Annotated in this window: 28 protein-coding genes; 10 read left to right on the top strand and 18 right to left on the bottom strand. The window is 65.1% G+C overall.

All coding sequences use genetic code 11. The annotated features are described in order from the left end of the window. Nucleotides 1-50: 50 nt before the first annotated feature. From FIU89_RS05615 to FIU89_RS05600, 4 genes are all read right to left on the bottom strand, one after another. Nucleotides 51-344 carry a hypothetical protein gene (locus FIU89_RS05615; protein ID WP_152491690.1) on the bottom strand — a complete coding sequence of 98 codons (294 nt, stop codon included), beginning with the start codon at nt 342-344 and terminating at the stop codon, nt 51-53. 294 nt (nt 345-638) lie between these two features. Beyond that, on the bottom strand, nt 639-842 hold the full coding sequence (locus tag FIU89_RS05610; protein WP_152491689.1) for a hypothetical protein: 204 nt from the start codon (nt 840-842) through the stop codon (nt 639-641). Nucleotides 843-913: 71 nt separating this feature from the next. After that, on the bottom strand, nt 914-1,888 hold the full coding sequence (locus tag FIU89_RS05605; RefSeq protein WP_254701797.1) for a DNA topoisomerase IB: 975 nt from the start codon (nt 1,886-1,888) through the stop codon (nt 914-916). A 19-nt stretch (nt 1,889-1,907) separates the two neighbouring features. Continuing rightward, complete coding sequence (locus FIU89_RS05600) at nt 1,908-2,636, bottom strand: Crp/Fnr family transcriptional regulator (protein WP_152491687.1); 729 nt, start codon at nt 2,634-2,636, stop codon at nt 1,908-1,910. A gap of 77 nt (nt 2,637-2,713) precedes the next feature. On the opposite strand from FIU89_RS05600, the gene FIU89_RS05595 reads away from it, so the two are divergent. Both FIU89_RS05595 and FIU89_RS05590 read left to right on the top strand, forming a co-directional pair. Continuing rightward, nucleotides 2,714-3,091: a hypothetical protein gene (locus tag FIU89_RS05595; RefSeq protein WP_152491686.1), complete on the top strand. Its 378-nt coding sequence runs from the start codon at nt 2,714-2,716 to the stop codon at nt 3,089-3,091. A 93-nt stretch (nt 3,092-3,184) separates the two neighbouring features. After that, a complete protein-coding gene (locus FIU89_RS05590) occupies nt 3,185-3,355 on the top strand; it encodes a DUF1328 domain-containing protein (RefSeq protein WP_152491685.1) in 171 nt (56 codons plus the stop codon). Between the two features lie 127 nt (nt 3,356-3,482). Here FIU89_RS05590 and FIU89_RS05585 read toward each other — a convergent pair whose 3' ends face one another. Beyond that, on the bottom strand, nt 3,483-4,292 hold the full coding sequence (locus FIU89_RS05585; RefSeq protein WP_152491684.1) for a response regulator: 810 nt from the start codon (nt 4,290-4,292) through the stop codon (nt 3,483-3,485). Nucleotides 4,293-4,415: 123 nt separating this feature from the next. Between FIU89_RS05585 and FIU89_RS05580 the strand changes: the two genes are divergently transcribed. The 5 genes from FIU89_RS05580 (at nt 4,416) to FIU89_RS05560 (ending at nt 8,642) form a co-directional block, all read left to right on the top strand. After that, nucleotides 4,416-4,565, top strand: coding sequence for a NepR family anti-sigma factor (locus FIU89_RS05580; RefSeq protein WP_315899485.1), 150 nt, complete (start codon nt 4,416-4,418; stop codon nt 4,563-4,565). Next, entirely contained in the window at nt 4,562-5,110 is a 549-nt protein-coding gene (locus FIU89_RS05575; protein ID WP_152491682.1) for an RNA polymerase sigma factor, read from the top strand. Before FIU89_RS05580 ends, FIU89_RS05575 begins: the two co-directional genes overlap by 4 nt. Then, nucleotides 5,103-6,842 (top strand): sensor histidine kinase, encoded by a 1,740-nt coding sequence (locus FIU89_RS05570; protein WP_152491681.1) that lies wholly within the window; start codon nt 5,103-5,105, stop codon nt 6,840-6,842. The genes FIU89_RS05575 and FIU89_RS05570 overlap by 8 nt, the downstream gene beginning before the upstream one ends. Next, nucleotides 6,842-8,329, top strand: a complete 1,488-nt coding sequence (locus tag FIU89_RS05565) for a phospholipase D-like domain-containing protein (RefSeq protein ID WP_152491680.1) — start codon at nt 6,842-6,844, stop codon at nt 8,327-8,329. The genes FIU89_RS05570 and FIU89_RS05565 overlap by 1 nt, the downstream gene beginning before the upstream one ends. 115 nt (nt 8,330-8,444) lie before the next feature. After that, the gene (locus FIU89_RS05560; protein ID WP_152491679.1) at nt 8,445-8,642 is read left to right on the top strand and encodes a CsbD family protein; all 198 of its coding nucleotides are present in this window, start codon (nt 8,445-8,447) and stop codon (nt 8,640-8,642) included. 46 nt (nt 8,643-8,688) lie between these two features. Here FIU89_RS05560 and FIU89_RS05555 read toward each other — a convergent pair whose 3' ends face one another. From FIU89_RS05555 to FIU89_RS05525, 7 genes are all read right to left on the bottom strand, one after another. After that, nucleotides 8,689-9,402, bottom strand: a complete 714-nt coding sequence (locus FIU89_RS05555) for a gamma-glutamyl-gamma-aminobutyrate hydrolase family protein (RefSeq protein WP_152491678.1) — start codon at nt 9,400-9,402, stop codon at nt 8,689-8,691. Continuing rightward, nucleotides 9,399-10,373: an amidoligase family protein gene (locus tag FIU89_RS05550; RefSeq protein ID WP_152491677.1), complete on the bottom strand. Its 975-nt coding sequence runs from the start codon at nt 10,371-10,373 to the stop codon at nt 9,399-9,401. The genes FIU89_RS05555 and FIU89_RS05550 overlap by 4 nt, the downstream gene beginning before the upstream one ends. Next, on the bottom strand, nt 10,370-11,386 hold the full coding sequence (locus FIU89_RS05545; RefSeq protein ID WP_152491676.1) for an AI-2E family transporter: 1,017 nt from the start codon (nt 11,384-11,386) through the stop codon (nt 10,370-10,372). Before FIU89_RS05545 ends, FIU89_RS05550 begins: the two co-directional genes overlap by 4 nt. Nucleotides 11,387-11,401: 15 nt before the next feature. After that, nucleotides 11,402-12,166, bottom strand: coding sequence for a hypothetical protein (locus tag FIU89_RS05540; RefSeq protein WP_152491675.1), 765 nt, complete (start codon nt 12,164-12,166; stop codon nt 11,402-11,404). Next, entirely contained in the window at nt 12,138-12,554 is a 417-nt protein-coding gene (locus FIU89_RS05535; RefSeq protein ID WP_152491674.1) for a phage holin family protein, read from the bottom strand. The genes FIU89_RS05540 and FIU89_RS05535 overlap by 29 nt, the downstream gene beginning before the upstream one ends. After that, nucleotides 12,554-12,997, bottom strand: coding sequence for a hypothetical protein (locus tag FIU89_RS05530; RefSeq protein ID WP_152491673.1), 444 nt, complete (start codon nt 12,995-12,997; stop codon nt 12,554-12,556). Before FIU89_RS05530 ends, FIU89_RS05535 begins: the two co-directional genes overlap by 1 nt. 201 nt (nt 12,998-13,198) lie before the next feature. After that, entirely contained in the window at nt 13,199-13,744 is a 546-nt protein-coding gene (locus FIU89_RS05525; protein ID WP_152491672.1) for a hypothetical protein, read from the bottom strand. 362 nt (nt 13,745-14,106) lie between these two features. Here FIU89_RS05525 and FIU89_RS05520 point away from each other — a divergent pair, with 362 nt between their 5' ends. Next, nucleotides 14,107-15,120, top strand: a complete 1,014-nt coding sequence (locus tag FIU89_RS05520) for a histone deacetylase family protein (RefSeq protein WP_152491671.1) — start codon at nt 14,107-14,109, stop codon at nt 15,118-15,120. Nucleotides 15,121-15,186: 66 nt separating this feature from the next. Beyond that, nucleotides 15,187-15,969, top strand: a complete 783-nt coding sequence (phnX, locus tag FIU89_RS05515) for a phosphonoacetaldehyde hydrolase (protein ID WP_152491670.1) — start codon at nt 15,187-15,189, stop codon at nt 15,967-15,969. Here phnX and FIU89_RS05510 read toward each other — a convergent pair. From FIU89_RS05510 to hisS, 5 genes are all read right to left on the bottom strand, one after another. Continuing rightward, complete coding sequence (locus tag FIU89_RS05510; protein ID WP_172978030.1) at nt 15,934-16,479, bottom strand: DUF4166 domain-containing protein; 546 nt, start codon at nt 16,477-16,479, stop codon at nt 15,934-15,936. The two genes, phnX and FIU89_RS05510, sit on opposite strands and share 36 nt — an antisense overlap. After that, nucleotides 16,476-16,937, bottom strand: a complete 462-nt coding sequence (locus tag FIU89_RS05505; protein ID WP_152491668.1) for a thiol-disulfide oxidoreductase DCC family protein — start codon at nt 16,935-16,937, stop codon at nt 16,476-16,478. Before FIU89_RS05505 ends, FIU89_RS05510 begins: the two co-directional genes overlap by 4 nt. 122 nt (nt 16,938-17,059) lie before the next feature. Further along, nucleotides 17,060-17,755 carry an ATP phosphoribosyltransferase gene (gene hisG / locus FIU89_RS05500; protein ID WP_152491667.1) on the bottom strand — a complete coding sequence of 232 codons (696 nt, stop codon included), beginning with the start codon at nt 17,753-17,755 and terminating at the stop codon, nt 17,060-17,062. Continuing rightward, on the bottom strand, nt 17,752-18,849 hold the full coding sequence (locus FIU89_RS05495) for an ATP phosphoribosyltransferase regulatory subunit (protein WP_152491666.1): 1,098 nt from the start codon (nt 18,847-18,849) through the stop codon (nt 17,752-17,754). The genes hisG and FIU89_RS05495 overlap by 4 nt, the downstream gene beginning before the upstream one ends. Continuing rightward, nucleotides 18,849-20,345 carry a histidine--tRNA ligase gene (hisS, locus tag FIU89_RS05490; protein ID WP_152491665.1) on the bottom strand — a complete coding sequence of 499 codons (1,497 nt, stop codon included), beginning with the start codon at nt 20,343-20,345 and terminating at the stop codon, nt 18,849-18,851. The genes FIU89_RS05495 and hisS overlap by 1 nt, the downstream gene beginning before the upstream one ends. 165 nt (nt 20,346-20,510) lie before the next feature. Between hisS and FIU89_RS05485 the strand changes: the two genes are divergently transcribed. Continuing rightward, complete coding sequence (locus tag FIU89_RS05485) at nt 20,511-20,705, top strand: SlyX family protein (protein WP_152491664.1); 195 nt, start codon at nt 20,511-20,513, stop codon at nt 20,703-20,705. 23 nt (nt 20,706-20,728) lie between these two features. On the opposite strand, the gene FIU89_RS05480 is transcribed toward FIU89_RS05485, so the two are convergent. Continuing rightward, nucleotides 20,729-21,586, bottom strand: coding sequence for a hypothetical protein (locus FIU89_RS05480; protein ID WP_152491663.1), 858 nt, complete (start codon nt 21,584-21,586; stop codon nt 20,729-20,731). Between the last annotated feature and the right edge of the window lie 60 nt (nt 21,587-21,646).

Genomic DNA, 21,646 nt, shown 5'->3' with positions numbered 1-21,646 from the left:
CCCGGGCTGCGGGCACGCGCATGTCGGGCGCTCAGTTCCAACGATTTCGTTCAGTTGAGCGAAGCCAGATCGACCTGCGCCTCGCCTTCATCCAGCGGGCCGCCGTGAATGTCGACATCGCGCAGCGCGTTGTTCCGGTCAAGAACGGTGTGAACGCTCAGCACCTTGTTGCCATGGCTTTTGGCCGGATCGTCCATGATGGTCCGAAGCTCGGCGCGGGCCTCGTCGTCCAGCGCGGCCACGTCCACAGCAACCACGTAGGCCTTCAATTCGTCCGCCAGTGATCCAGCGGTCGCGGTCACGGGCAGGGTTCCCATCAGTACGGCAAATGCAAAGCGTTTCATCGTTACTCCCCTCTCATAAGGTTCATCCTGTAAACGACTGAAATCAAATACGGTTCCCAGAAAATAAAGCACCGCAGTCTGGGACGGACTGCGGTGCTGGGCGCGTCGCGCGCGCCGCGCTGACAGGGGACGGGGATGCAGTCAGCGCTATGTCTTGGCGTCAGTCGCGCACTCCGCGCGCTCTTGCCGTTTCATTCTGTTCTTCGACGCGATGCCGAATGCGACGAGTACAAGGTTCAGAGCCACGAACAGACCCGGCACGATGATGTCTGCCGCGGTGCCGGTCTGCACCGCTCAGTTGGTGTCCTCGGCGGCTGCAGGTTCCTCGCTGGTCGCTGCAGGTGCGGAGGCACCGTCATCTGTCGGGTCGTCGCTGGTTGCGAAAATGTAGAACAGCCCGAACAGGATCGCGGCGAACGCAACCACCAGCAACATACCGCCAAGCGGACCGATATGGCGTTTCTTCTGCGTTTCCAGATTTGTTTCGGGTGCTGACATATCGTCTCCTATCCGTCTCGTTTCACTGGCCCAACGCCGCGGCTGGTGCGCGGTTCCGAAAAAATTGGCGATCACGAAAGAAACTTGATCAGCGCTTCCTCGCCGCGCCGAAACCCGTCCCGCGCGGTCTTGATTGGCGGCAATTTCCGCTTGCGCGCGCCCGTTTCCGCCCGCGCCAGATCCAGCACATCGGGGTGGACGTAACTTTTCTGCGCGATGGCGGGCGTGTTGTGCAGCCGCTCCGAGGCGGCGCCTGCCAGCATCTTGATGCTGATCTCCTCGGCGTCCTCCGCCGCCAAGAACGCCGCCAACGTGCCGTGCCAGGTGCGTAGCGTCTTGGCCGTGGCGCGCGTCTCGCACAGCGCCTCCAGGCGCGTGTTCAATTGCTCGGACGATACCGCGCGGGCGGCTCCGTCCTCATCCACCCACGACACCAGCGATGGCCCGGGCAGGTCCTGGCACGCTTCCAGCACCTTGGCCAGCTTGGTGCCTCTCAGGGTCTTCTCGACCGGCTCTCCGCCCTTCCCCTTGAACGACAGCTCGACCGAGTCTCCCTCGATGCTCATGTGGCGCGCCTGCAACGTGGTCGCGCCATAGGTCCGGTTCTCGTCCGCATAGCTCTTCGCGCCGGGCCGTAACGCCGCCCGGTCGATCAGCGCAAGCGCCGCGGCCACGGCCATGTCCTCGCTGCCCACGTCGCCCGACAGGTTGTGATCTATCCAGCGCCGCAGGCGCGGCAGGCTCCGGGCGAACGTGCCCAGACCGTCGAACTTGGTCTGCGACCGCTGCGCCGACCAGTCAGGGTGATACCTGTATTGCTTGCGTGTCCGCGCGTCACGCCCGGTGGCCAGCAGATGCGCATTGGCCATCGGTGCCATCCACACATCGGTATAGGCCGGCGGCACCGCCAGCGCCTTCAGCTCGCGACGCTTCCTGGGGCAGTCGATGCGCGTGCCGTCCACGTTGATATACGAAAAGCCCCGCCCCCGCTTCTCGCGGCGAATACCGGGGTTGCTGTCCGGGTAATAGACCAGCCGCTCTGCCACGGGCGATATCCTCCATCATTCAGATAAGAGGACGCAAAGAGATCGTATTGGGTTCCACGTTGCCCAGGCGGGCCAATTCCTGTTCCTTGTGCACGACCAGGAAATCGTCCTGCCATGTCGCCACGCCCGCTTCTCGCAGACGCGTCAGGGTCTTGTTTGTATGCACCAGCGACAGGCCCACCGCATCGGCCAGGTCCTGCTGGCGATAGGGCAGCGGAACACGGCCATTCTTCATCATGTCCAGCGCCCGCAGCCGCTGGAAGAACCTGTAAAGCGCCCAGGCCACGCGCGTGACCCCGTTCATCTGCCCGATCGTGACCAGCGCCTCGCCCAGCATCTGCTCTTCCCGCGCGGCCAGGTGCGTCAGGTCGAACGCCCGCCTGGGTTGCGACTTGAACAGCCGCCAGAAATCCGACCTGTTGAACACGCACAGCTTCATCGTCGTCGTGGCCTCGACCGAATGCTGCATTTCTCCCATGACGCCGCTCTGCAATCCGACAAAGTCGCCCGGCAGCACAAAGCCCACCACCTGCCGGCGCCCGTCTTCCATCGTCTTGTAGCGTATCCCCATCCCGCTCAGCGCGGTGTAAAGCTGCGTCGACGAGGCCCCCTCGGCCAGGATCTCGGTGCCCTGCTCGGCCGTCAGCTCGCCGGTCTTGAAACTTTTCATGAATTCAAGCTCTTCGTCCGACATCGGCGCGAACAGCTCAAGCTCTCTCAGTGGGCAGGCAGCGCAGTCGATGGCCATCTTCTCAATCTATGTCGCAGTTTAATGTGGACGTCATGATTCTGTGTCATATTCAACCAATACCGAGGGGGTAGTAAATGCAAAATACATCGCCGCGCGAGGACCTTGTGCTGGTGTCTTCACGTAAAACGCTCGAAGCCGCCGATCTGGCGGACTTCGCTCAGTCGCGCTCACTCGGAGAGGTGATCGTCGAGAGCGATACCGACCGTGCGCGTGTACTGCTCAGCGAAAGACACTTCTCCTTCGCCTTCATCGGCCTGCCCGATACCGAGGATCGCGGCACCCTGCTGACGGCGCTCAGCGCCGAACGCACGCACATCGTGCTGCTGGACGACAGCGGCGTCGCGGCGGGCTCTCCAAGCCTGCGCGTGGTGTCGCGGCCCTTCACGGACATCGATCTCGAAGGGGCGATTTCCGGCGGCATCACGGCCGTGGACGTGCAGGACCCGCAATAGGCAACTCTCCTCCAACGCGCGAAAATCCACCGGAACCCGCGCGCAGCTTGATCGTTATGGTCGCGTATCGACTGTAATCGAAGGATCGAGCAAATGTTTCATTGGGCCCTTATATTTCTGGTCGTGGCCTTCATCGCCGGGATTTTCGGCTTCGGCGGCATCGCGTCAGCTTCGGCCGGCATCGCTCAGGTGCTGTTCGTGGTCTTCATGGTGCTCTTCGTGATCGCCCTGGTGGCGCGGGCTTTCAACCGCACCCACTGGTGACCCGCCCGCACCACCGACGCAGCGGCAGGGGCCCGCGACACCGCTGGCCCTTTCTTGCGTCCCTGCCCAACGAAAAAAGCCCCGGCCTACGCCGGGGCTTTTTCAATGAAACGCGCTGACGCGGGTGTCAGGCCTTCAGCGTCTCGGTCGACGAAAAGAACATCGCCTGACTCACCGCCGAGCGGACCTGGTCCGACTGGTAGGGTTTCGGGATCAGGAATGCCGGCTCCGGCCCTTCGCCGGTCAGCAGGCGTTCGGGGAACGCCGTGATGAAAATGACGGGAACATCCGGCGCATTTTCCATAATGCCATTGACGGCGTCGATCCCGCTGGAACCGTCGGCCAGCTGGATGTCCGACAGGATCAGGTCGGGCGTTTCCTCGTTGAACAGCTTCAGCGCATCGGCCTCGGTGCGGGCGATGCCCGTCACGCGGTGCCCCATGTCGCCGACAATCCCCTCAAGGTCCATCGCGATGATCGCCTCGTCCTCGATGATCATCACGCGTCCCGACAGAACGCTCGACATCTCGTCATAGGCGATATCGACAAGCGACCGCGCCTCGTCTTCCGAAATGTCCATGATCACACCCACTTCGGCAAAGCTGAACTCTTCGATCGTATGAAGCAGCAAAGCCTCGCGCGTGTTAGTCGTCAACTTCGCCAGGTGCGCCTGGGCTTTCGCCTGAAGCCCGGTCTCGTCGTCCGAAAACACCGCGCCGGACGTCGCCCAGATCGGTTGAAAAACCTTGAACAGGGCCGTCTTGGACGCGATCGAGGCGTCGAAAACGCTGGGATCGCTCAGTACCGCTTCCAGCGCCGCCACCGCGTACTGATCGCCGCGTTCCTGCGACCCGGTCAATGCACGTGCATACCGGCGCAAATAAGGCAAATTTGCACCGATCTGTTCGCTAAGTTCCGCGGAGTTGGTTTCGCTCATTTGATAGCTTCCAGTTTTATTCTACTTTCATGGAACCCAACACGCATAGCGTGGTTAAGTTCCAGACACACTATACAAATGTGGCCAAAAGACAAAATGACTCGAGATAAACGGAATTCAAGAGTGCAAAATACCATCGACGAAAACCTCAAGCGCGCATTCGAGGATGTGGCCAGTGAGCCTTTGCCGTCTCGCTTCACTGACCTGCTGGAGCAGCTCAAGACAAGCGGGCACGGTGCGGACAAATCTTCCGGGACGGACGACAATTCATGAGCGACCCGCGTGAAGAACTGGTCGAACACCTCGGGCCCATGCGGGCGTTCGCCATGAGCCTGACGCGCAACTCCGCGCTGGCCGACGATATGGTGCAGGACGCCCTGGTTAAAGCCTGGACCAATATCGAAAAGTTTCAGCCCGGCACGAACATGCGCGCCTGGCTCTTTACAATTCTGCGCAACACGTATTATTCCCATCATCGCAAGGCGCGCCGCGAGGTGTCCGACACCGACGGCGAACTGGCTGCGTCGCTGGCGAAAAAGCCGGACCACGATGGCAGATTGCAGATGCGCGACTTTCACGTTGCCTTCGACAAGCTGCCCGACGAACAGCGCGAAGCCTTGGTGCTGGTCGGCGCCGGCGGCTTTTCCTACGAGGAAGCCGCGGAAACTTGCGGTGTCGCCGTGGGTACGATCAAGAGCCGTGTCAACCGCGCCCGTGCGCGACTGGTGGAATTGATGCATCTGGACGAGGATCAGGTACTCGAAACGACGGACGCGGTCACCGCGGGCATCGTATCGGCGAACAAAAGCGTTGCCTAAGAAGTCCAAAGCCCTGCTCGACGCATACGGAACGATGGTCAACCGGCTGTCGTTCCGTCTTTTTGCGTTGCTGGCGCTGGCGCTGTTCCCGCTCGGCGTCATCGCCGTCTATCAGACCGACCAGGTCCTGGACGAGACTGAGAACCTGCGCCGCAACGCACTTTTCTTCGAAACCACCTCTGCGGCCCGGGACGAACGCGAACTGATCCAGCAGACTCTCGGCTCTGCCGAAGGCCTGGCAGCGCTGTCGATCCTCGATGACGCCCCCGCCTGCCGCGAGGTCATGCGCGAATTCGCCGAAACCAACGCCCACATCGCCTTCGCCGGCTACACCAAGCTTTCGGGCATCATGGAATGCGGCTCCGAGGGAGACGAGGTGCGCGACTTCCGCACGCTCGAGCGCCTGCAACGTGCGCTCGACGCGGACGGTCCCAGTGTCTATGTCGCGCCGCTCGGCTCCATAAGCCAGCAACCCGTGCTGGTCGTGAACCATCCCGTCTACGTCGATCGCAGCCTGACGGGCATTGTCTCGCTCTCGGTTCCGCTACGCCTCACCTACCAGCCGCTCACATCGCCCCGGTACGACCATGAACTGCGCTTCGTCACCTTCACCAACGATGGCCAGACCATTTCCGCCAGCGGCGGCCGCGAGAATGCCGATGACATCCTGCCGCAGATGATCGACCCCGAGGATCTCACCCGCCATGTCGGCACCACCTTCACCGGCGAGGACGGCCTTGGCGAGGAACGCATCTACGCGGTGGCCAGCATCTTCCAGGACCAGGTCAGCGTCATCGCAAGCTGGCCCGCGCGCACCTCCGTCTGGGGCGGCGCGCTCGCATTCTACGTTCTGAATCTTCTGTTTCCCTTTGCGATCTGGGCGGCCGGGCTCGCCTTCGCCTGGTACGAACTGCGCCGCGTCGTGATCCGCCATGTCCGCGATCTGCGCTCGGCCATGCGCCGCTTCGCGCTGGGCCAGCGTGACGGCTTCCCCCTGCGCCTGCAAAACCCGCCCGAGGAATTTGCCGAGGCCGAACGCGCCTTCAACCGCATGGCGATCATCATCGCCGAATCCGAGGCGCGGCAGGACAAGGACCTCAAGGACAAGGAGGTGCTGCTGAAAGAGGTGCACCACCGCGTCAAGAACAACCTGCAAATGATCGCCTCGATCATGAACATGCAGCTGCGCAGCGCCAAGACGCCCGAGGCGAAGTTCATGCTGGCCAGCCTGCAACGGCGGGTCAATGGCCTCGCCATGCTGCACCGCACACTCTACACCACGCCCGACCTGCTGACGATCGAGGCCAACGAGCTGCTCGAAGCGGTCGTCACCGACATCTCCACCATGATGACCGTCCCCGGCATCAAGATCGAGCGCGAACTCGATGCGCTGCCGCTCTACCCCGACCAGGCGGTGCCGCTCTCGATGCTGCTGGCCGAGGCACTGACCAACGCGCTGAAATATGTCGGGGCGAAAAAGGATGAAACCCCGTCCGTCCGGGTTACGTTGAAAGAACAGTCCGGCGGGCAATATCAGCTCAGCGTCATCAACTCCAAGGGTCCGATCATGCTCCGGCCCATCCCCGAGGTCGAGACCATCAGCGGCCTTGGCACCAAGTTGATGAAGGCGTTTGTCAGCCAGCTTGACGGCCACCAGGAGGTGACGGAAGACGACGACCACTACGGTCTGCACGTCACGTTCGAACGAAAGGACTTCGAGTCGGCAACGTGATGCAGAATGGCGACGATCCAGACTTCCAGGTGATGATAACCGCGCAGGAGGCGTGGCCCGTGTTCGAGCGCGCCGTGCTTGCTGCCAAATCGCATATCTGGGGCTCCTTTCGCATCTTCGACCTGGCCACGCAGCTGCGCAGCCCGGAGGCCCGCGAAATCGGCGAGACGTGGTTCGACCTTCTGGAACACGTCCTCTGCCGCGGCGTGCGCATCCACATCACCGTCAGTGATTTCGATCCGATCTTCGCCACCGAACTGCACCGACTGACCTGGCGTACCGTGCGCCAGGCCGCCGCGCTGGCCGAAGTCTCCGATTGCTCGATCCACAATCTGCGTGTCACCCCGCACCTCCACCCGGCCAAGGCCGGGCGCCTCCCCTGGCTGGCCTTCCTTCCGGCTGTCCTGCGGCGCCGGTCCAAGCGGCTGATGGCGCTCAGCGACGACCAGAAACTGCGCGAGGCCGTGCGCCTGGACAATGGCGCCCTGCCCGAGCTGCACACCACGTCGCATCACCAGAAGATCGCCGTGATCGACGACGAGGTGGTCTACGTCGGCGGGCTCGACCTGAACGAACGGCGCTACGACACGCCCCAGCATGACCGGATCGCCGCGCATACATGGTCCGACGTCCAGCTTCTGGTACGCGGTCCCGAGGCGATCGAGGCGGCGCATCACGTCAAGACCTTCCTCACCAGCATCGACGCCTGCCGCAAGCCCGCGCCGATGAAATACATCCGGCGCACGCTCTCGGCCCCGCGTCCGACGCAACTGCCCTACGTCTCGCCCAAGACGCTGCTGCACGAGATCGAAGAGGATCATGTCCGCGCCTTCAAGCGCGCCAAGGACATGGTCTATATCGAGACCCAGTATTTCCGCGCTCGTGGCCTGGCCCGGCGGCTGGCCAAGGAAGGCCGCCGGCGGCCCGATCTCCACGCCATCCTCATCCTGCCCGGCCTGCCCGACGAGGTCGCCTATTCCAGCGAGATCGGCGTCGACGCCCGCTATGGCATGTCGCTTCAGCACGATGCGATCGAAATGGTGCGCGACAGCTTCGGCGACCGCATCATCGTCGCCACGCCGGTGCAGCCCCGGTTCGCCGCCCGCGACACGATCCAGACGCTCTCGGGCTCTCCGCTGATCCACGTCCACAACAAGATCCTCGTGCAGGACGACTCGTTCGCGCTGGTCGGATCGGCCAATCTCAACGGTCGCTCGCTCTACTGGGATACCGAAGCGGCGGTGCGCGTCACCCGGCCCGAGCGCATCCAGACCCTGCGCGAACGGCTCATGGCGCACTGGTGGTTCGAGGATCTGCCGCCCGAGGCACGCGCACATGACACCATGTTCCCCTGGTGGTCCAAGAAGATTGCCGAGAACAGCGTCATGACCCCCGAGAACCGCCACGGTTTCCTGGTCCATCATGACAGTGCCCAATTGCGCGATACTTGGCTCAATCTGCCCGGCGTGACGGAAAATATCGTCTGACGGCGGCAACGGCTGGAACTCCGGCCAGCGAATTGCGTTTTCCCTATACAGACGAGATGACGGGCCGCCCCGCGGTGGGACGGCTCAAACCCCTAGGATTATTGGAGAATTCGAGATGGACCAAGATCGCATCGAAGGCAACTGGACCCAGATCAAAGGCAAGCTCCGCGAGATCTACGGTGACCTCACCGACGACGACCTGGAAGAAGCGCGCGGCGAGCGCGAACAGATGATCGGCAGGCTGCAGGCCAAGGTCGGCAAGGACAAGGACGAGGTCCGCCGCGACGTCGACAACATTCTCTCGGGCTACTGATCTGACCCCGAACGACCCAGGAAGGGCGCCCTTGCGGCGCCCTTTTTCATGCGTCCTTCAAAACCGCGTCGACCTGTGCGCGTGACGCGCGATAGGCCCGTGCGGCGGCCACCAACGCCTTGAACAGCAGCCGCTGGCGCCTGGCATAGAACAGGTGTTCGGGATGCCACTGCACCCCCACCGCGAACGGGTCGGTCGGACGTTCTATCGCCTGGATCATGCCCCAGGTGTCGCGCGCCGCCACCCGCAATCCGCGCCCCAGGCTGTCGACGGCCTGCGTGTGCAGCGCGTTCACCCGCATCCGCTCGGGCCCGCAGATCCGCGCCAGAAGTGTGTCTTCCAGGACGTCCACATCGCGCTTTGGCAGGATCGTCTTGATCTTTTTCGCCTTGCCGAACGTCTGCCACGCATTCTGGTCAAGCGATCCGCCGAAGGCGACGTTCATCATCTGCGCGCCCCGGCAGATACCCAGGACCGGCACACCCTGGTCCAATGCCTCGGTCGCCAGTCCGCGCTCCAGGTCGTCGCGGTCGCGGTCCAGTTCCGCCGACAGGCCGATCGTGCCGCCGTAAAGCTCCGGTCCCACGTCGTCCCCGCCGCCGATGATCAGGCCGTCGACCTCTTCCAGGTTCGCCGGACGTCCCACCCCCCAGCGCACCGCGCCGCCACCGGCCAGCCACAGGTTGAACCACACCAGAGGAAAGATCCGCCACCCCGACCGCTGCGAGGTCGTCACGGCAATGACCGGCTTTGTCGTCATGCGTCGTCGCGGCTCAGGATATCGCTGGCGACTCGCACCCATGCGCTGTCGCGGCGCAACACGCCGTGCGCCCGCTTTCGCTCGGTCCACTCCTCCTCCAACCGCTCCAGCCGATCCGACGCCGCCACCTCCTCGACCGTGCGCCACATCTCCCACGGCTCCCGCAGCGACCAGCCCGGCTCGTTGATCCGGCTGTCGGGCAGGCGAAAATGAAAGGCCGGCCGCGCCGTCGTGCTCTGCTCGTCGGGATAGCTCGCCTCGAACAGTTTCGGCCGAGCGTGTTTCAGAAGGGGCAGCAGGTCCAGCGCGTGGTTGCGGCTGCGCACATACGGGTCGATGAGGTCGATCAGCGCCGCCAGGCGATCCGGCTTTTCCTCGATCAGAAGGTCCACCAGCGCCCTTGGCCAGGATGTCACGAAAGGCAGCACGCGGCGGGTCACGTCAATGCCCTTTTCGGCCCGCAGCACCGGGTCGAGCAGGGCAAAGGCCCGGATCGTGCGCATCGTGTGCGGGTCGGCCGGCGCCACCACCTCGGCATTGAGATGCACGCCGAAGCCCAGGAACACCCCGTCCCGTGATCCGCTCGCGCCCGCCTCGCGCAGCACCGGCATGACCGTGTCGAACAGCGCCACCTGGTCGGGAAGCAACGGTTCGGTGACGATCTCGACCGGCACCAGCCCGCGCAGCAGGTCCTTCAGCCGACTTTGGCTCTCCGCCCCCATCCCCGTCTTGCCAAGCACGGTGTCCAGCTCGACCTCCAGGTCGCCAAGCGCACCGCCGCGCACAAACAGCTGATGAGGGTTGCTGTCGTCAAGTTCTCCGCCGAAGGTCTCCTGCAGGATCGACGCGGCGCGGCGCTCGCTCAACCCCGAAAACTCCACCTCCACGCCGACACGCCGCGCCGCGCCTTGCGCGTTCGTCTCGATGGGCAGTGGCGGGAAACGATATGCGTCAGCGTCCTGACATGTCATGCAACCTGTTCCATCTTGTATTCGGACGCGGTCCCGCGCTTGGATTGCGCGGTGGTCAGGGCATAGGCCCAAATCACCACCGGCAGCGCGACGATACCGCCAAGTGGCCCCCAAAGCCACAGTCCGAATACGATGGACAGGAAAACGACAAGTGGATTGACCTTCAGCTGTGCGCCCACCAGCGCCGGTGTCACGAACTGCGCCTCGATCGCGTTCAGCATCAGGAACGACGCCGGCGCCACCATTGCATAGGCCGAACTGAAGGCGATCAACCCCGCCAGCAGCAGCGACAGCATGATGGCAAGCGGCCCCAGGTACAGCACGAAGTTGGCCAGGAACGCGGCCGCCCCCCACAGCATCGGATTTGGCATTCCGATCAGCATCAGGACGCCGCACAGCGCGGTGCCAAGACCCAGGTTGATCAGCGTGATCGTCACGAAATAATGCGACACGGCGCGATCCGCCTGTTGCAGCGCCACTCGGTACTGGGGCACCGCGCGGTAGATTTCGTCGCGGGTCAGCAGAAAGAAGAAGAGCGTACCCGAAAAGATCAGCAATTGGCCCAGAAGGTTCGGCGCCAGCCACAACGCTTCGGCAACCGATGGAATCGCTTTTTCGACCGCGTCCTCGCCCCCTTCCGAGATCGTCCGCTCAAGGTCGATCGTCATCCCGCCGAAACTGCGCAGCATGAACGTCAATTCGTTCATCCATCCGCGAAACTGCTGCTGGATGCGCGGGACCTGTTCGATCAGTGCCGACAGCAACGGCCCCAACGCGACAATCAGCAAGAAGATCAACGCGGCCGCCATGATCAGCGCACAGGCCGCGCTGACAGAGCGCGGCACGCCAAGACCGTGAAGCCGACTGGCGACAGGCGACAGAACGACGCCCAGCACGATGGCAAACGTCGCCGGAGCCAGCAGGTTCTGTGCCTGTCTGGCCGCGGCGACGGCTGCGATGAAGGTCAGGATGACAAGGCAGGTGCGAACCAGCTTTGACGACGCATGATCCATGGCCACCTTTGGTATTTACCCTGCCTTGGTCTGGAATTGCTCGGAACCGGCGCGAACCGCTTCGTTGACGGCAGCCTTGCCCCGGGTTTCGAGCTCGGCGATCTCGGCGCTCAGCCGTTCCTCGGCCGCGCGCAGAAACGCGTCGCGACGCGCCCCCATGATCTCGGCTTCGCGGCGGGTGCTGGGCAGAAGGGCGCCCAGAAGCCCGCCGATCCCGGCAGCGACCAGCCCGGTCACCAGCGGTTGCGAATTATGCGTGTCGACCGCCGATTTCGCGGCACCGCGGGCATAGCGCTCCGCAGCTTCCTGCGCGTCGACCGCTTTCAGCCGCATCGAGATCACGCGGTCGCGCGCCTCGGGTCCAAGCCGGTCCAGTCCGCTGTCCAGCATCCGGCGCATCCGCGAAGAGGACGGGCTGGCGCGGCCCACCGCGACCTGGGCGCGCTTGGCGTTCCGGTCGGCGGCCCGGGCAATGCGCTCGTCCTGGCTCAACTCGCTGTTGCGCCGCAGGTTCGGCAACGCACCTTTCTGATGCGCGGCGCCCCCGGCAACCAGCATGGCGGCACCGATGCCGACCAGCGCGAGGCCCACGGGATGGTCCTTGGCCGATTGCGCGATGCTGTGCGTGGCGCTGCGGCCGTACTCGGCGACGTCGTGCACCGTCTGGCGGCCCAACCGCGCCGGGTTCACGGTGTCGGCGAAATCACCGATCGCATCGGCCAGGCCGGTGCGATGCTCTTCTGCATCTTTCTCAAGCTTTTCCATAGACTTCGCGGTCATTGTGACTCTCCTCGAATATTGCAATGTCTGACTTCAGGCTGTCGATCGTCCGCCGCGGCATCATCGCGCGGGCAGACAGGCGCCGCATCCCGATCATGGCAAGCACGATCGTCACCACGACGAACACGCCGAACACGATCGCCGCCGCCGTACCCAGCCCCAGGCCCATGTCCGCCAGCGCCAGAACGGCGACGACGCCAAGGGCGTGGATGCTGACCAGGGCGAACAGCATCGCACCGGCGAGCAGGATAAGACCCGCCTTGGCCGAGCGAACGCTTTGACGCATCTCGCGCCCGGCCAGGTCGGCGTGGGCCGCCAGCAATCCCCGCGCCTCGCGCAGGATGCGGGCCACAACCACGCCAAGCGGTTGTTTCGGTCGGTCCGTCATCAGTCGCGGCTTTCCGCCTTCGGCGCTTCGGGCAGATAGCCCGACCACACGTCTTCATCCGCCGTGATCAGTTCGGGTTCGTCCTCCGCCGGGGCGCTTGCACTCAGGAAACGCGCCGCGGCGAACCCCGCCAGGGCGGCACCGCCCAGAAACAGCAGCGGGTTGCGGCGGGCAAAGGCCGACACATCGTCGACCAGATCGGGGATCGACCGTTCGCGCAGGCGGTTGGTCGCGTCTTCAACCGCTTCGCTCGCCTGGGTCAGGATCGAATTCACGGCATCGTAATCCTCGAACTCGCCAGCGGCCTTCCGGGCCGCACTCGAAACGGTATCGGCATGCTCGGCCATGTCGTCGCGCACGTCATCCATGCGGGCTTCGGCTTCCTTGGTGACGGCTTCTTTTCCGTCGTTCACCATATCTTTCACTTTGGTCTTCGCGTTCATTTTTCCGTCTCCTCACGTAGGTGTAACGTGTTGCGATCTGTATTGCTCTCACAACGCCCCCACCCGTCAGAGGTTCCGCTCCGGCCGCAATATCTTTGCCGTCGCCACCGGGCCCAGAGCACCGGCAAAACCGCGCTCAGAACACAAAAAAACCGGGGCGCCGAAGCACCCCGGTTCATACTCGCTACGTCACAGCTGGCGTTAGCCGCGGTTGATCGCGTCGGCAATGCGGTCACGCAGGTAGTCGACCGAAAACGCGTACTCGAGCGCTTTACCTTGGTTGGTCGTCTGCAGCGACTTCACCTGAATGCCGACGGTCGGCACCTGGTAGCCGGCTTCGGGGTCGAGGTCGACAAAGACCAGACCACCCATCTCACCGTTGTCCTCGGTGTAGGACACGGTACCGACCGGCTCGCCCGTCACGGTGAAGATCTGGGTGCCCGGCTCTGCGATCAGCAGGATGTTTTCGCCCTCGGTGTTCTCCGAGCCGGTTTCGTCCTGTGCGACCTCGTCGTCGACACCTTCATCGGCCGAACCCGACGTTTGCGATCCAATCACGACGATGTCGTCGCCATCTTCAGAATAAGTTTTCGTCTCGACGGTGGTCTTGCCGTCCGTCACTTCGGCGGCGTTTTCGAGAACCTGACCTTTGTTGGTCACATCTTCGCCGACGGTGGAATCAGCGTAGGCGGCAAGGGCGCCTGCGGTCGAGAATGCGGCTGCGAGTGCAATCGTACGGTTAAACATAGTAATCTCCTTCGCTAGTGCAGCACCGTGCTGCGATCTGGGATAAGAACCACGTGCCCTCGTCCGAGTTCCCAAAAATTTCTTGCATGGATGATTTTATCCGATTGCTCACGGTGAAGAGAACCGCTGGGGCTTGACATGAATCCCACATAAGCATCTAAAAATACTTTACTTTTTGTCTTGCCAAAGCAGATTCTCGTGCACGCTCCTCACTGGCGCAAACAATATCGTGAACCCGCGAAACCGCTGCAGACGTGCCGTCACCGCGCGCACCTGTGCATCTTTTCGCCGAGCCTCACGGTGTCATTCCCCGACGCTCCGGGCTAACCTGAGTGCCGCACCATCTCGAACGGGACCCGATCATGCACGCCTACCTCGCCACGGCCCAGTCCGATCACGCGCCGCAAACCTTCCTGCACCAAGGCGTGCCGAAGCCCTCGCCCGAGGCGCCCGAACGCATCGGCATCCTTCAGGAGGCCGCCCTGGCCGCGGGCTGCAGTTTTGCCGACCCACCCGATGCCGGTCTCGCGCCCATCGCCACGGTGCACAGTTCCGAATACATCACCTTCCTGCGCACCATCCACGCCCGCTGGTCGGTTCTCGACGGCGCCGCGGCCGAGGTCGTTCCCAATATCCACCCGCGCACGCGCGGCGACAGCTACCCCACCTCGCCGGTGGGCCAGGCCGGCTATCACCAGGCCGATACCGCCTGCCCCATCGGGCCGCACACCTGGGACGCCGCCTATGCCTCGGCTCAATCCGCCATCGCCGCCGCCGATGCGGTGGCTTCCGGCGCACCCCACGCCTACGCGCTCTGCCGCCCGCCCGGGCACCACGCCTATGCCGACCAGGCCGGCGGCTTCTGCTTTCTCAACAACTCCGCCATCGCCGCGCAGCGCCTGCTGGGCGCGGGCCACCGCCCCGCCATTCTGGATATCGACGTGCACCACGGCAACGGCACCCAGGGCATCTTCTACGACCGCGCCGACGTGTTCACCGTCTCGATCCATAAAGACCCGTCGGATTTCTACCCGTTCTTCTGGGGCCACGCACACGAACGCGGCACCGGCCCCGGCCTCGGCGCCAATCTCAACCTGCCCCTTCCCCGCCTGACGGATGACGACGGCTATGCCCCCGCCCTCGACACGGCACTGACCCGCGTCACCGATTTCGGCACCACCGCGCTGGTCGTGGCGCTCGGCCTCGATGCGCATCAAAACGACCCGTTTAAGGCGCTCGCCCTCACCACCCCCGGTTTCACCCGCATCGCCCGCACCTTGGCCGATACCGGCCTGCCGATCGTGCTGGTGCAGGAGGGCGGCTATGTCTCCGACCATCTTGGCCCGGCCCTCTCGGCCTTCCTCTCGGGCCTCTGACATCTGTCACGAAACCATCAAACTCCCCCGCTAGACCCGACCGAACCGCCACGAGGGACCGCTTTCATGATCCGCTTCACCGCCGCCGTGTTCGACTGGGCCGGCACCACCGTCGATTTCGGCTCCTTCGCGCCCATGGGCGTCTTCGTCGAGGCCTTCGCGCAGTTCGGCATCACCGCCACCATCGAACAGGCCCGTGCACCGATGGGCGCGCCAAAGTGGGACCATATCCGCGCAATGCTCGACATGCCCGACCTCGCTCACCAATGGCAGGATCGGCATGGCCGCGTGCCCACCGACGCCGATGTCGATGCCGTCTACAAGGTCTTCGTGCCGATGAACGAGAAGGTGGCGGCGGAGTACGCCACGCTGGTACCCGGCTGCGCCGAGGCCATCGCCGAGCTGCGCCGGATGGGCCTCAAGATCGGCTCCACCACCGGCTACACCCGCTCGATCATGACCCACGTCCTGCCCGTCGCGGCCGCACAGGGCTACGCCCCCGATAATCTGGTGTGCTCCGACGACCTGCCCGAGGGCCGCCCCGGCCCGCTTGGCATGTACAAATGCATGATCGACCTCGTCGCCTACCCGCCCTCAACGATCCTCAAGATCGACGACACCGCCCCCGGCATCAAGGAAGGCGTTGCGGCGGGCTGCGTCACCGTGGGCGTCGCCCTCTCCGGCAACGCGGTCGGCAAGACGCCCGAGGAACTGGCGGCCCTCACCGAGGCCGAGATCGACCCGCTCCGCGCTCACGCTACTGCCCTGCTGAAAGACGCGGGCGCCGATCACGTCATCGACACCGTCGCCGACCTACCCGCCCTCGTCCGCCGCCTGGGCCACGTCTAGCCACCCGTGATAGCGCAGCACCGGCGCGCGCCCCCAGGGCAACCCGATGGAGATCTCGAACAGGTACCGCCCCGCGTCGGGACGCTCGCGCGCCGCGACCTTCGGCGCGATCCACCCCGGCACCGGCAGCCCCAGGCACCGGAACCGCCAGTCTGTCAGGTCCAGGCCCCCCTCCGCAGGCACCAGCCTGCTGATGGCCACCATCGCCCCCAACCGCTCGGCCAGCCTGCCCTCGGGCGTGGCCCATTGCACGGTCTCCATCACCTGACCGTCCATGCGGCGCGTCCAGACGTCCCTGTCGCCGCGCCCGCGCTTTTCGAACCGCAGTTCCGCATCCTCGACCTCCAGCGGAAACCCCGCCATCCGCAGCGCCGCCCGCAGCACCGGGTTGCGCGTCACCTCCACCGTGATCCGCCCGTGAAACACCCCGTCGCCCTTGTGCAGCGCCAGACATTCCGGCGCCAGCGCGGCCAACCCGTCCGCGCCCAGAAGCCGCGCATAGACCGTCACCGCAGCAACCGTCTGTGAACTTCCGCATCCGGCAGAGCACACAGGTCCGAATATCCGAACACCGCGTACCTGTTCCGCGCGATCCGCGCATAGATCCAGTCGCGCAAGCCCACCGGCAACGCCCACACCAGCCGCATCGGCGCATAAGCCCAATGCAGCCGCGGAAACAGCAGCGCCATGCCCTCCAGCGACCCCCAGGCCCGCCCCTCCTCTATCATCAGCCAGGACGCCGGGTCCTCCGCATCCAGCCCGTAATGCTCCAGCAGCGCCCGCCCCAGCCCGCCCTGCATCGGCGCGATCCGCACCCGGTCCTCCTTGTCCAGCCGCGCAATCCGACGCGCCGCGCGGGAACAGAGCGCACATCCCGCATCCATCACCACGACGATGCGGCCGTCATCGAAACCCGGCACCGCCGGATCGTCCCGAAACGAATAGGGCTGCCGCGCTTCGGGCTGCATCACCGCAGCCCGGGCTTTTTCTTGCCAAAAATACTCACAATCCCTCCGCCCACGTCCCGCACCGCCGCCGGATCATCGCACCGGCAGGGTGTCACACTCCCGGAATTACTCAAGAGACGTCCTCAGTCCACGCCCAGCGTATCCAGAAGCGCTTTCAGCGCCGCGTGATCGTCCGGGTCATGCGCCACCCGGCGCGAGCGAAACAGCGTCGCCTGGCTGCGCAGGATCATCCCGTCCTCCAGCGTCTTCAGGTGATTGGCCCTGAGCGTATCCCCGGACGAGGTGATATCCGCAATCGCCTCCGCCGTCTCGTTCTTCACCGTGCCCTCGGTCGCGCCCTGGCTGTCGACCAGCTGGTAATCCGCCACGCCGTTGTCGCGCAGGAATTCCCGCACCAGCCGGTGATACTTCGTTGCGATCCGCAGGCGATACCCGTGTTTTTCCCGAAACGCCGCCGCCACCGCATCCAGGTCATCCAGCGTGCCCACGTCCACCCAGGCCTGCGGCACCGCCAGCACCAGGTCCGCGGCGCCAAAGCCCAGCACCTCGACCTCTTCCACGACCTGCTCCCAGCCGCCCAGCTTCTCGCGCACCAGGTCCTGCCCGGTCACGCCCAGATGGATGCGCCCGGCGGCCAGCTCGCGCGGGATCTCTCCCGCCGACAACAGCACCAGCTCGACATTCTCGACCCCGCGCACGAACCCCGCGTACTCGCGTTCCTCGCCGCTCCGGCCCAGCTCCACGCCCCGGTCCGCGAACCAGCCAAAGGTCTTCTCCATCAACCGGCCCTTCGAGGGCACACCGATCTTCACGCTCATGCCCCGCCTCCCAGCGCCAGCACCTGGTCGGGGCGGATCACGCCACCCACGGCAGGGATCTCGTGCCCCCCGCCCAGCCGCCGGGTCAGCGCGTCATAGCGCCCGCCCGTGGCCACCGGAGGCAGGTCCGGGCGCTTGGGCACCGAAAAGCCGAAGACGAAGCCGTCGTAGTATTCCATCTGGGTGCGGCCATAGCTGGCCTCGAACTCCAGGCTATCGGGCGCCAGTCCCGCGCGCTCCAGCGCCTCCAGCCGTTTGGCCAGAACCTCCACCGCCCCGGCAATCGCCGGCATGTCCACCGCGATGTCGCGCAACTGCTCCAGCGCGTTGTCGGCGGTCTCCCGCACCGCCAGCACGGCGTCCAGCAACTCGACCTCCCGCGCCGCCAGCGGCGCGGTCCCGGCGTCCTCGCGCAGCGCCTTGATCCGCGCCGCAATCTCGTCCGGCCCGCGCAGGCCGATCATCGGCGCATCAGAGGCCATCGGGTCCTTCGCCTTCAAGAGCGCCGCCCGGCTCTGCGGCACCGGCGCCCGGCCCGAGAACCGCTCGATCAGCGCGCGGAACCGCCGGGGCCGCCAGATATGACGGCGCAGCGCCACCTTGCGCCGCTCGGTCGTCTCCAGCCCGTCGACCGCGGCCATCAGGATGCCGATATCGCCGATCACCGCCTGCAAGGGCAGATCCTTCACCGCCTCGTGGATCACCGCGAAGACCCGCGCATCCGCCTCTTCGGGCGCGCGCCGGTCGAACATCTCGAACCCCACTTGCAGGTATTCGTTGGCCCGATCCCGGTCGTCTTCCTGCCGGCGAAAAACCTCGCCCGCATAGGTGTAACAGGCCGGCTCGGCCCCGTGCGCCATGTGCATCTGCACCACCGGCACGGTGAAATCGGGCCGCAACATCTGCTCGCCGCGCAGCGCGTCCGAGGTCACGTAGGCCCGCGCCCGGATATCCTCGCCATACAGATCCAGAAGCGTGTCCGCCGGTTGCAGTACCGAGGTCTCCACCGGCACCGCGCCCGCCGCCTCGAACATGTCGCGCAGCCGCGCCGCCTCGGCCTTGACCGCCGCTCGGTTGTCCGGGGTCGGTCCCATCAGCCCTGTCCGTTTTCCTGCCCGTCCAGCATCTCGCGCACCTTCGCGACCAGTTGGTCGCGCGGCACCTCGAACTGGCTCGGGCGTTCCTTCCATTCCTCCAGCGTGGCGTTCTCGGCAATCTGCGCGCCCAGGACCAAATCCTTGATCTGCACCTTGCCCGCATCGAACTCGTCGCTGCCCGCAATGACCGCGACGGGACTGCCCCGCCGGTCCGCGTATTTCATCTGGTTGCCAAAGTTTTTGGGGTTGCCAAGGTACACCTCGGCCCGGATGCCTGCGCTCCGCAACTCCGACACCATCGCCTGGTAATCCGCCATCCGGTCCCGGTCCATGACGGTCACCACCACGGGACCCTCGACCGAGCCCCCGATCCGCCCCTTCTCGCGCAAGGCCGCCAGCAGGCGATCCACACCGATGCTGACCCCCGTCGCCGGCACCGCCTGCCCGGTGAACCGCTTCACGAGGTCGTCATACCGACCACCCCCCGCGACCGAGCCGAACTGCCGCTTCCGGCCCTTGTCGTCAAAGATCTCGAAGGTCAGCTCCGCCTCGTAAACCGGCCCGGTGTAATACCCAAGACCTCGCACCACGCTCGGGTCGATGACGATCCGGTCCGGGCCATAGCCCTGCGCCGCCAACATGTCGGCAATCGCCTCAAGCTCCTGCACGCCCTCCGCGCCCATCGCGCTTTCGCCCACCGCGTCGCGCAGGTTGGCCAGCGTCTCCGCCGCGTCCTCGGCCTTGGAGGTCAGAAAGGCCAGCACCGGCTTGGCCTGCGCATGGGTCAGCCCAACCCCGTCGATATAGGCCCCCGACGCATCCAGCCGCCCTTCGGTCAAGAGCGCGCGCACGCCCTCCTCGCCCACCTTGTCGAACTTGTCGATGGTGCGAAGAACCGCGTCGCGCTGGTCGCCTTCGTCAAGGCCCATGACCTCCAGCACCCCATTCAGAACCTTCCGGTTGTTCACCCGAATGAGGTAATCCCCCCTCGGAATGCCCACCTCTTCCAGCGTATCCGCCAGCATCGCGCAGATCTCCGCGTCGGCGGCCATGCTGGCCGTGCCCACCGTATCCGCGTCGCACTGATAGAACTGCCGGTACCGCCCCGGCCCCGGCTTTTCATTCCGCCACACCGGCCCCATGGCATAGCGCCGATACGGCGTCGGCAGATCGTTGCGATACTGTGCATAGACCCGCGCCAGCGGCGCCGTCAGGTCATAGCGCAGCGCCATCCAGTCGCCCTTGTCGTCCTCGTCGAACTCCTGCCACGCAAACACGCCCTCATTGGGCCGGTCCACGTCGGGCAGGAACTTGCCCAGCGCCTCGACCGTCTCGACCGCGCTCGTCTCCAGCGCGTCGAAGCCATAGCGATGATAGACCCCGGCGATCTTGCGCAGCATGTCGGCGCGCTCGGTGACTTCGACACCGAAATAATCGCGGAACCCCTTGGGCGTTTCCGCCTTGGGGCGCGGGGCCTTCTTGGTCTTCGCCATGTCCTTAATTCCTTGGCTAAGGGCTTTGCGGCGCGGTCTAGCCCAAGGCGGGGTGCGGGGCAAGCACGGCGCGGGCCCGACTGTGACCTAGCGTCACTTGTTTTCCCCTTGATCGCGGGCAGACAAGGTTTGATCATGTTTTGGCACACAGCCCCAAGGTCGCATATGCAAGATCTCGAAGAGAAAATCGCCCACCTGATCCGGGCCGTGGACGACCTGTCCGACACGGTCGCCCGGCAGGAAACCGTGATCGCCCTGCTCAATCGCCGCGTTCAGCTGCTGCTGGAGCGCGAGGCCGAACGCGAGTCGACGATGGACGGCCAGAGCGTCGTCGGCGACAGCCGCCCGCCCCACTGGTAGGCAAGACCGGATGCGAAGGGCGCTCAGCCCCCCTTGCGGTCCTGCGCCACCACCGCGCCGTCATGCACCAGCACCGTGTTCCACTGCGCATTGCTGCCGAACCGCTCGTAGATGCTGACGAACACCGTGTCCCGCTCCATCCGGTTGATCCGGGTGCCGCAGGGCTTGCCCCGTCCCACCCGGCACACGCGAGACTTGAGGTCCTCATAGGCCTTGTCGGTCGTGCTGTAGGGCTGCACCTCCGCGGGCAGACCATAGCGCAGCTGCTCGTGCGACTCGGCCCCGGCCAGCACCGCGACGGCGGCCGAGAACTGCCGCGCGCAGCCGTCGTCGAACCCGGTCAGGTAAAAGCTCCGCAGCGCCGTGCTGCCCGGTGCGCTGTCGTAAAGCGCGTACCTGCCCCGCCCTTCCGGCAGGGTCTCGACCCGCTTGCCCATCTGCCTGTCGCTCAGCCCGCAGATCCGGGCGACCTTGCCATAGGGCAGCACCGTGCCCGGCGCGATCTCGCTCGTGGCGCCCTCGGCGGGGGTGTCGCTCCCGCCGCCGCCCAGCAGCCCGAAAAGACCGCGACGCTGCGGTGTCCGCTCGACCTCGCGCGTGGCGCCATAAGTTTCCGGGGGCGTCAGGCTGGCCGTCTCCACGGACGCACCGGCCTCCGCGTCTTCGGGATTGTCCGCGGCCTCCGCCTTTGGCGCGTTCCCGCCCAGAAGGCGCGCCAGGAACCCGCCGCTCTCGGCCTCTGCCCGCGCTTCGGGTCCGGGCACCGCGCCCATGGTCCGGGCATCCTCGGCCAGGTCCTGCTCGGACAACCGGCCGATCTCGGCCTCGGGCGCGCCACAGCCCGCCAGGGCCAGCACGCAAAACAACGCAATTTTCCGCATGGTCCTCCCGGGGTCCCATCGCATCCGGTCAACGACTTAGCCCAGAACCGCGATCCGGTC

Source organism: Roseovarius sp. THAF27, assembly GCF_009363655.1.
Taxonomy (GTDB): domain Bacteria; phylum Pseudomonadota; class Alphaproteobacteria; order Rhodobacterales; family Rhodobacteraceae; genus Roseovarius.
This window is presented reverse-complemented; position numbering and strand designations above follow the sequence as displayed.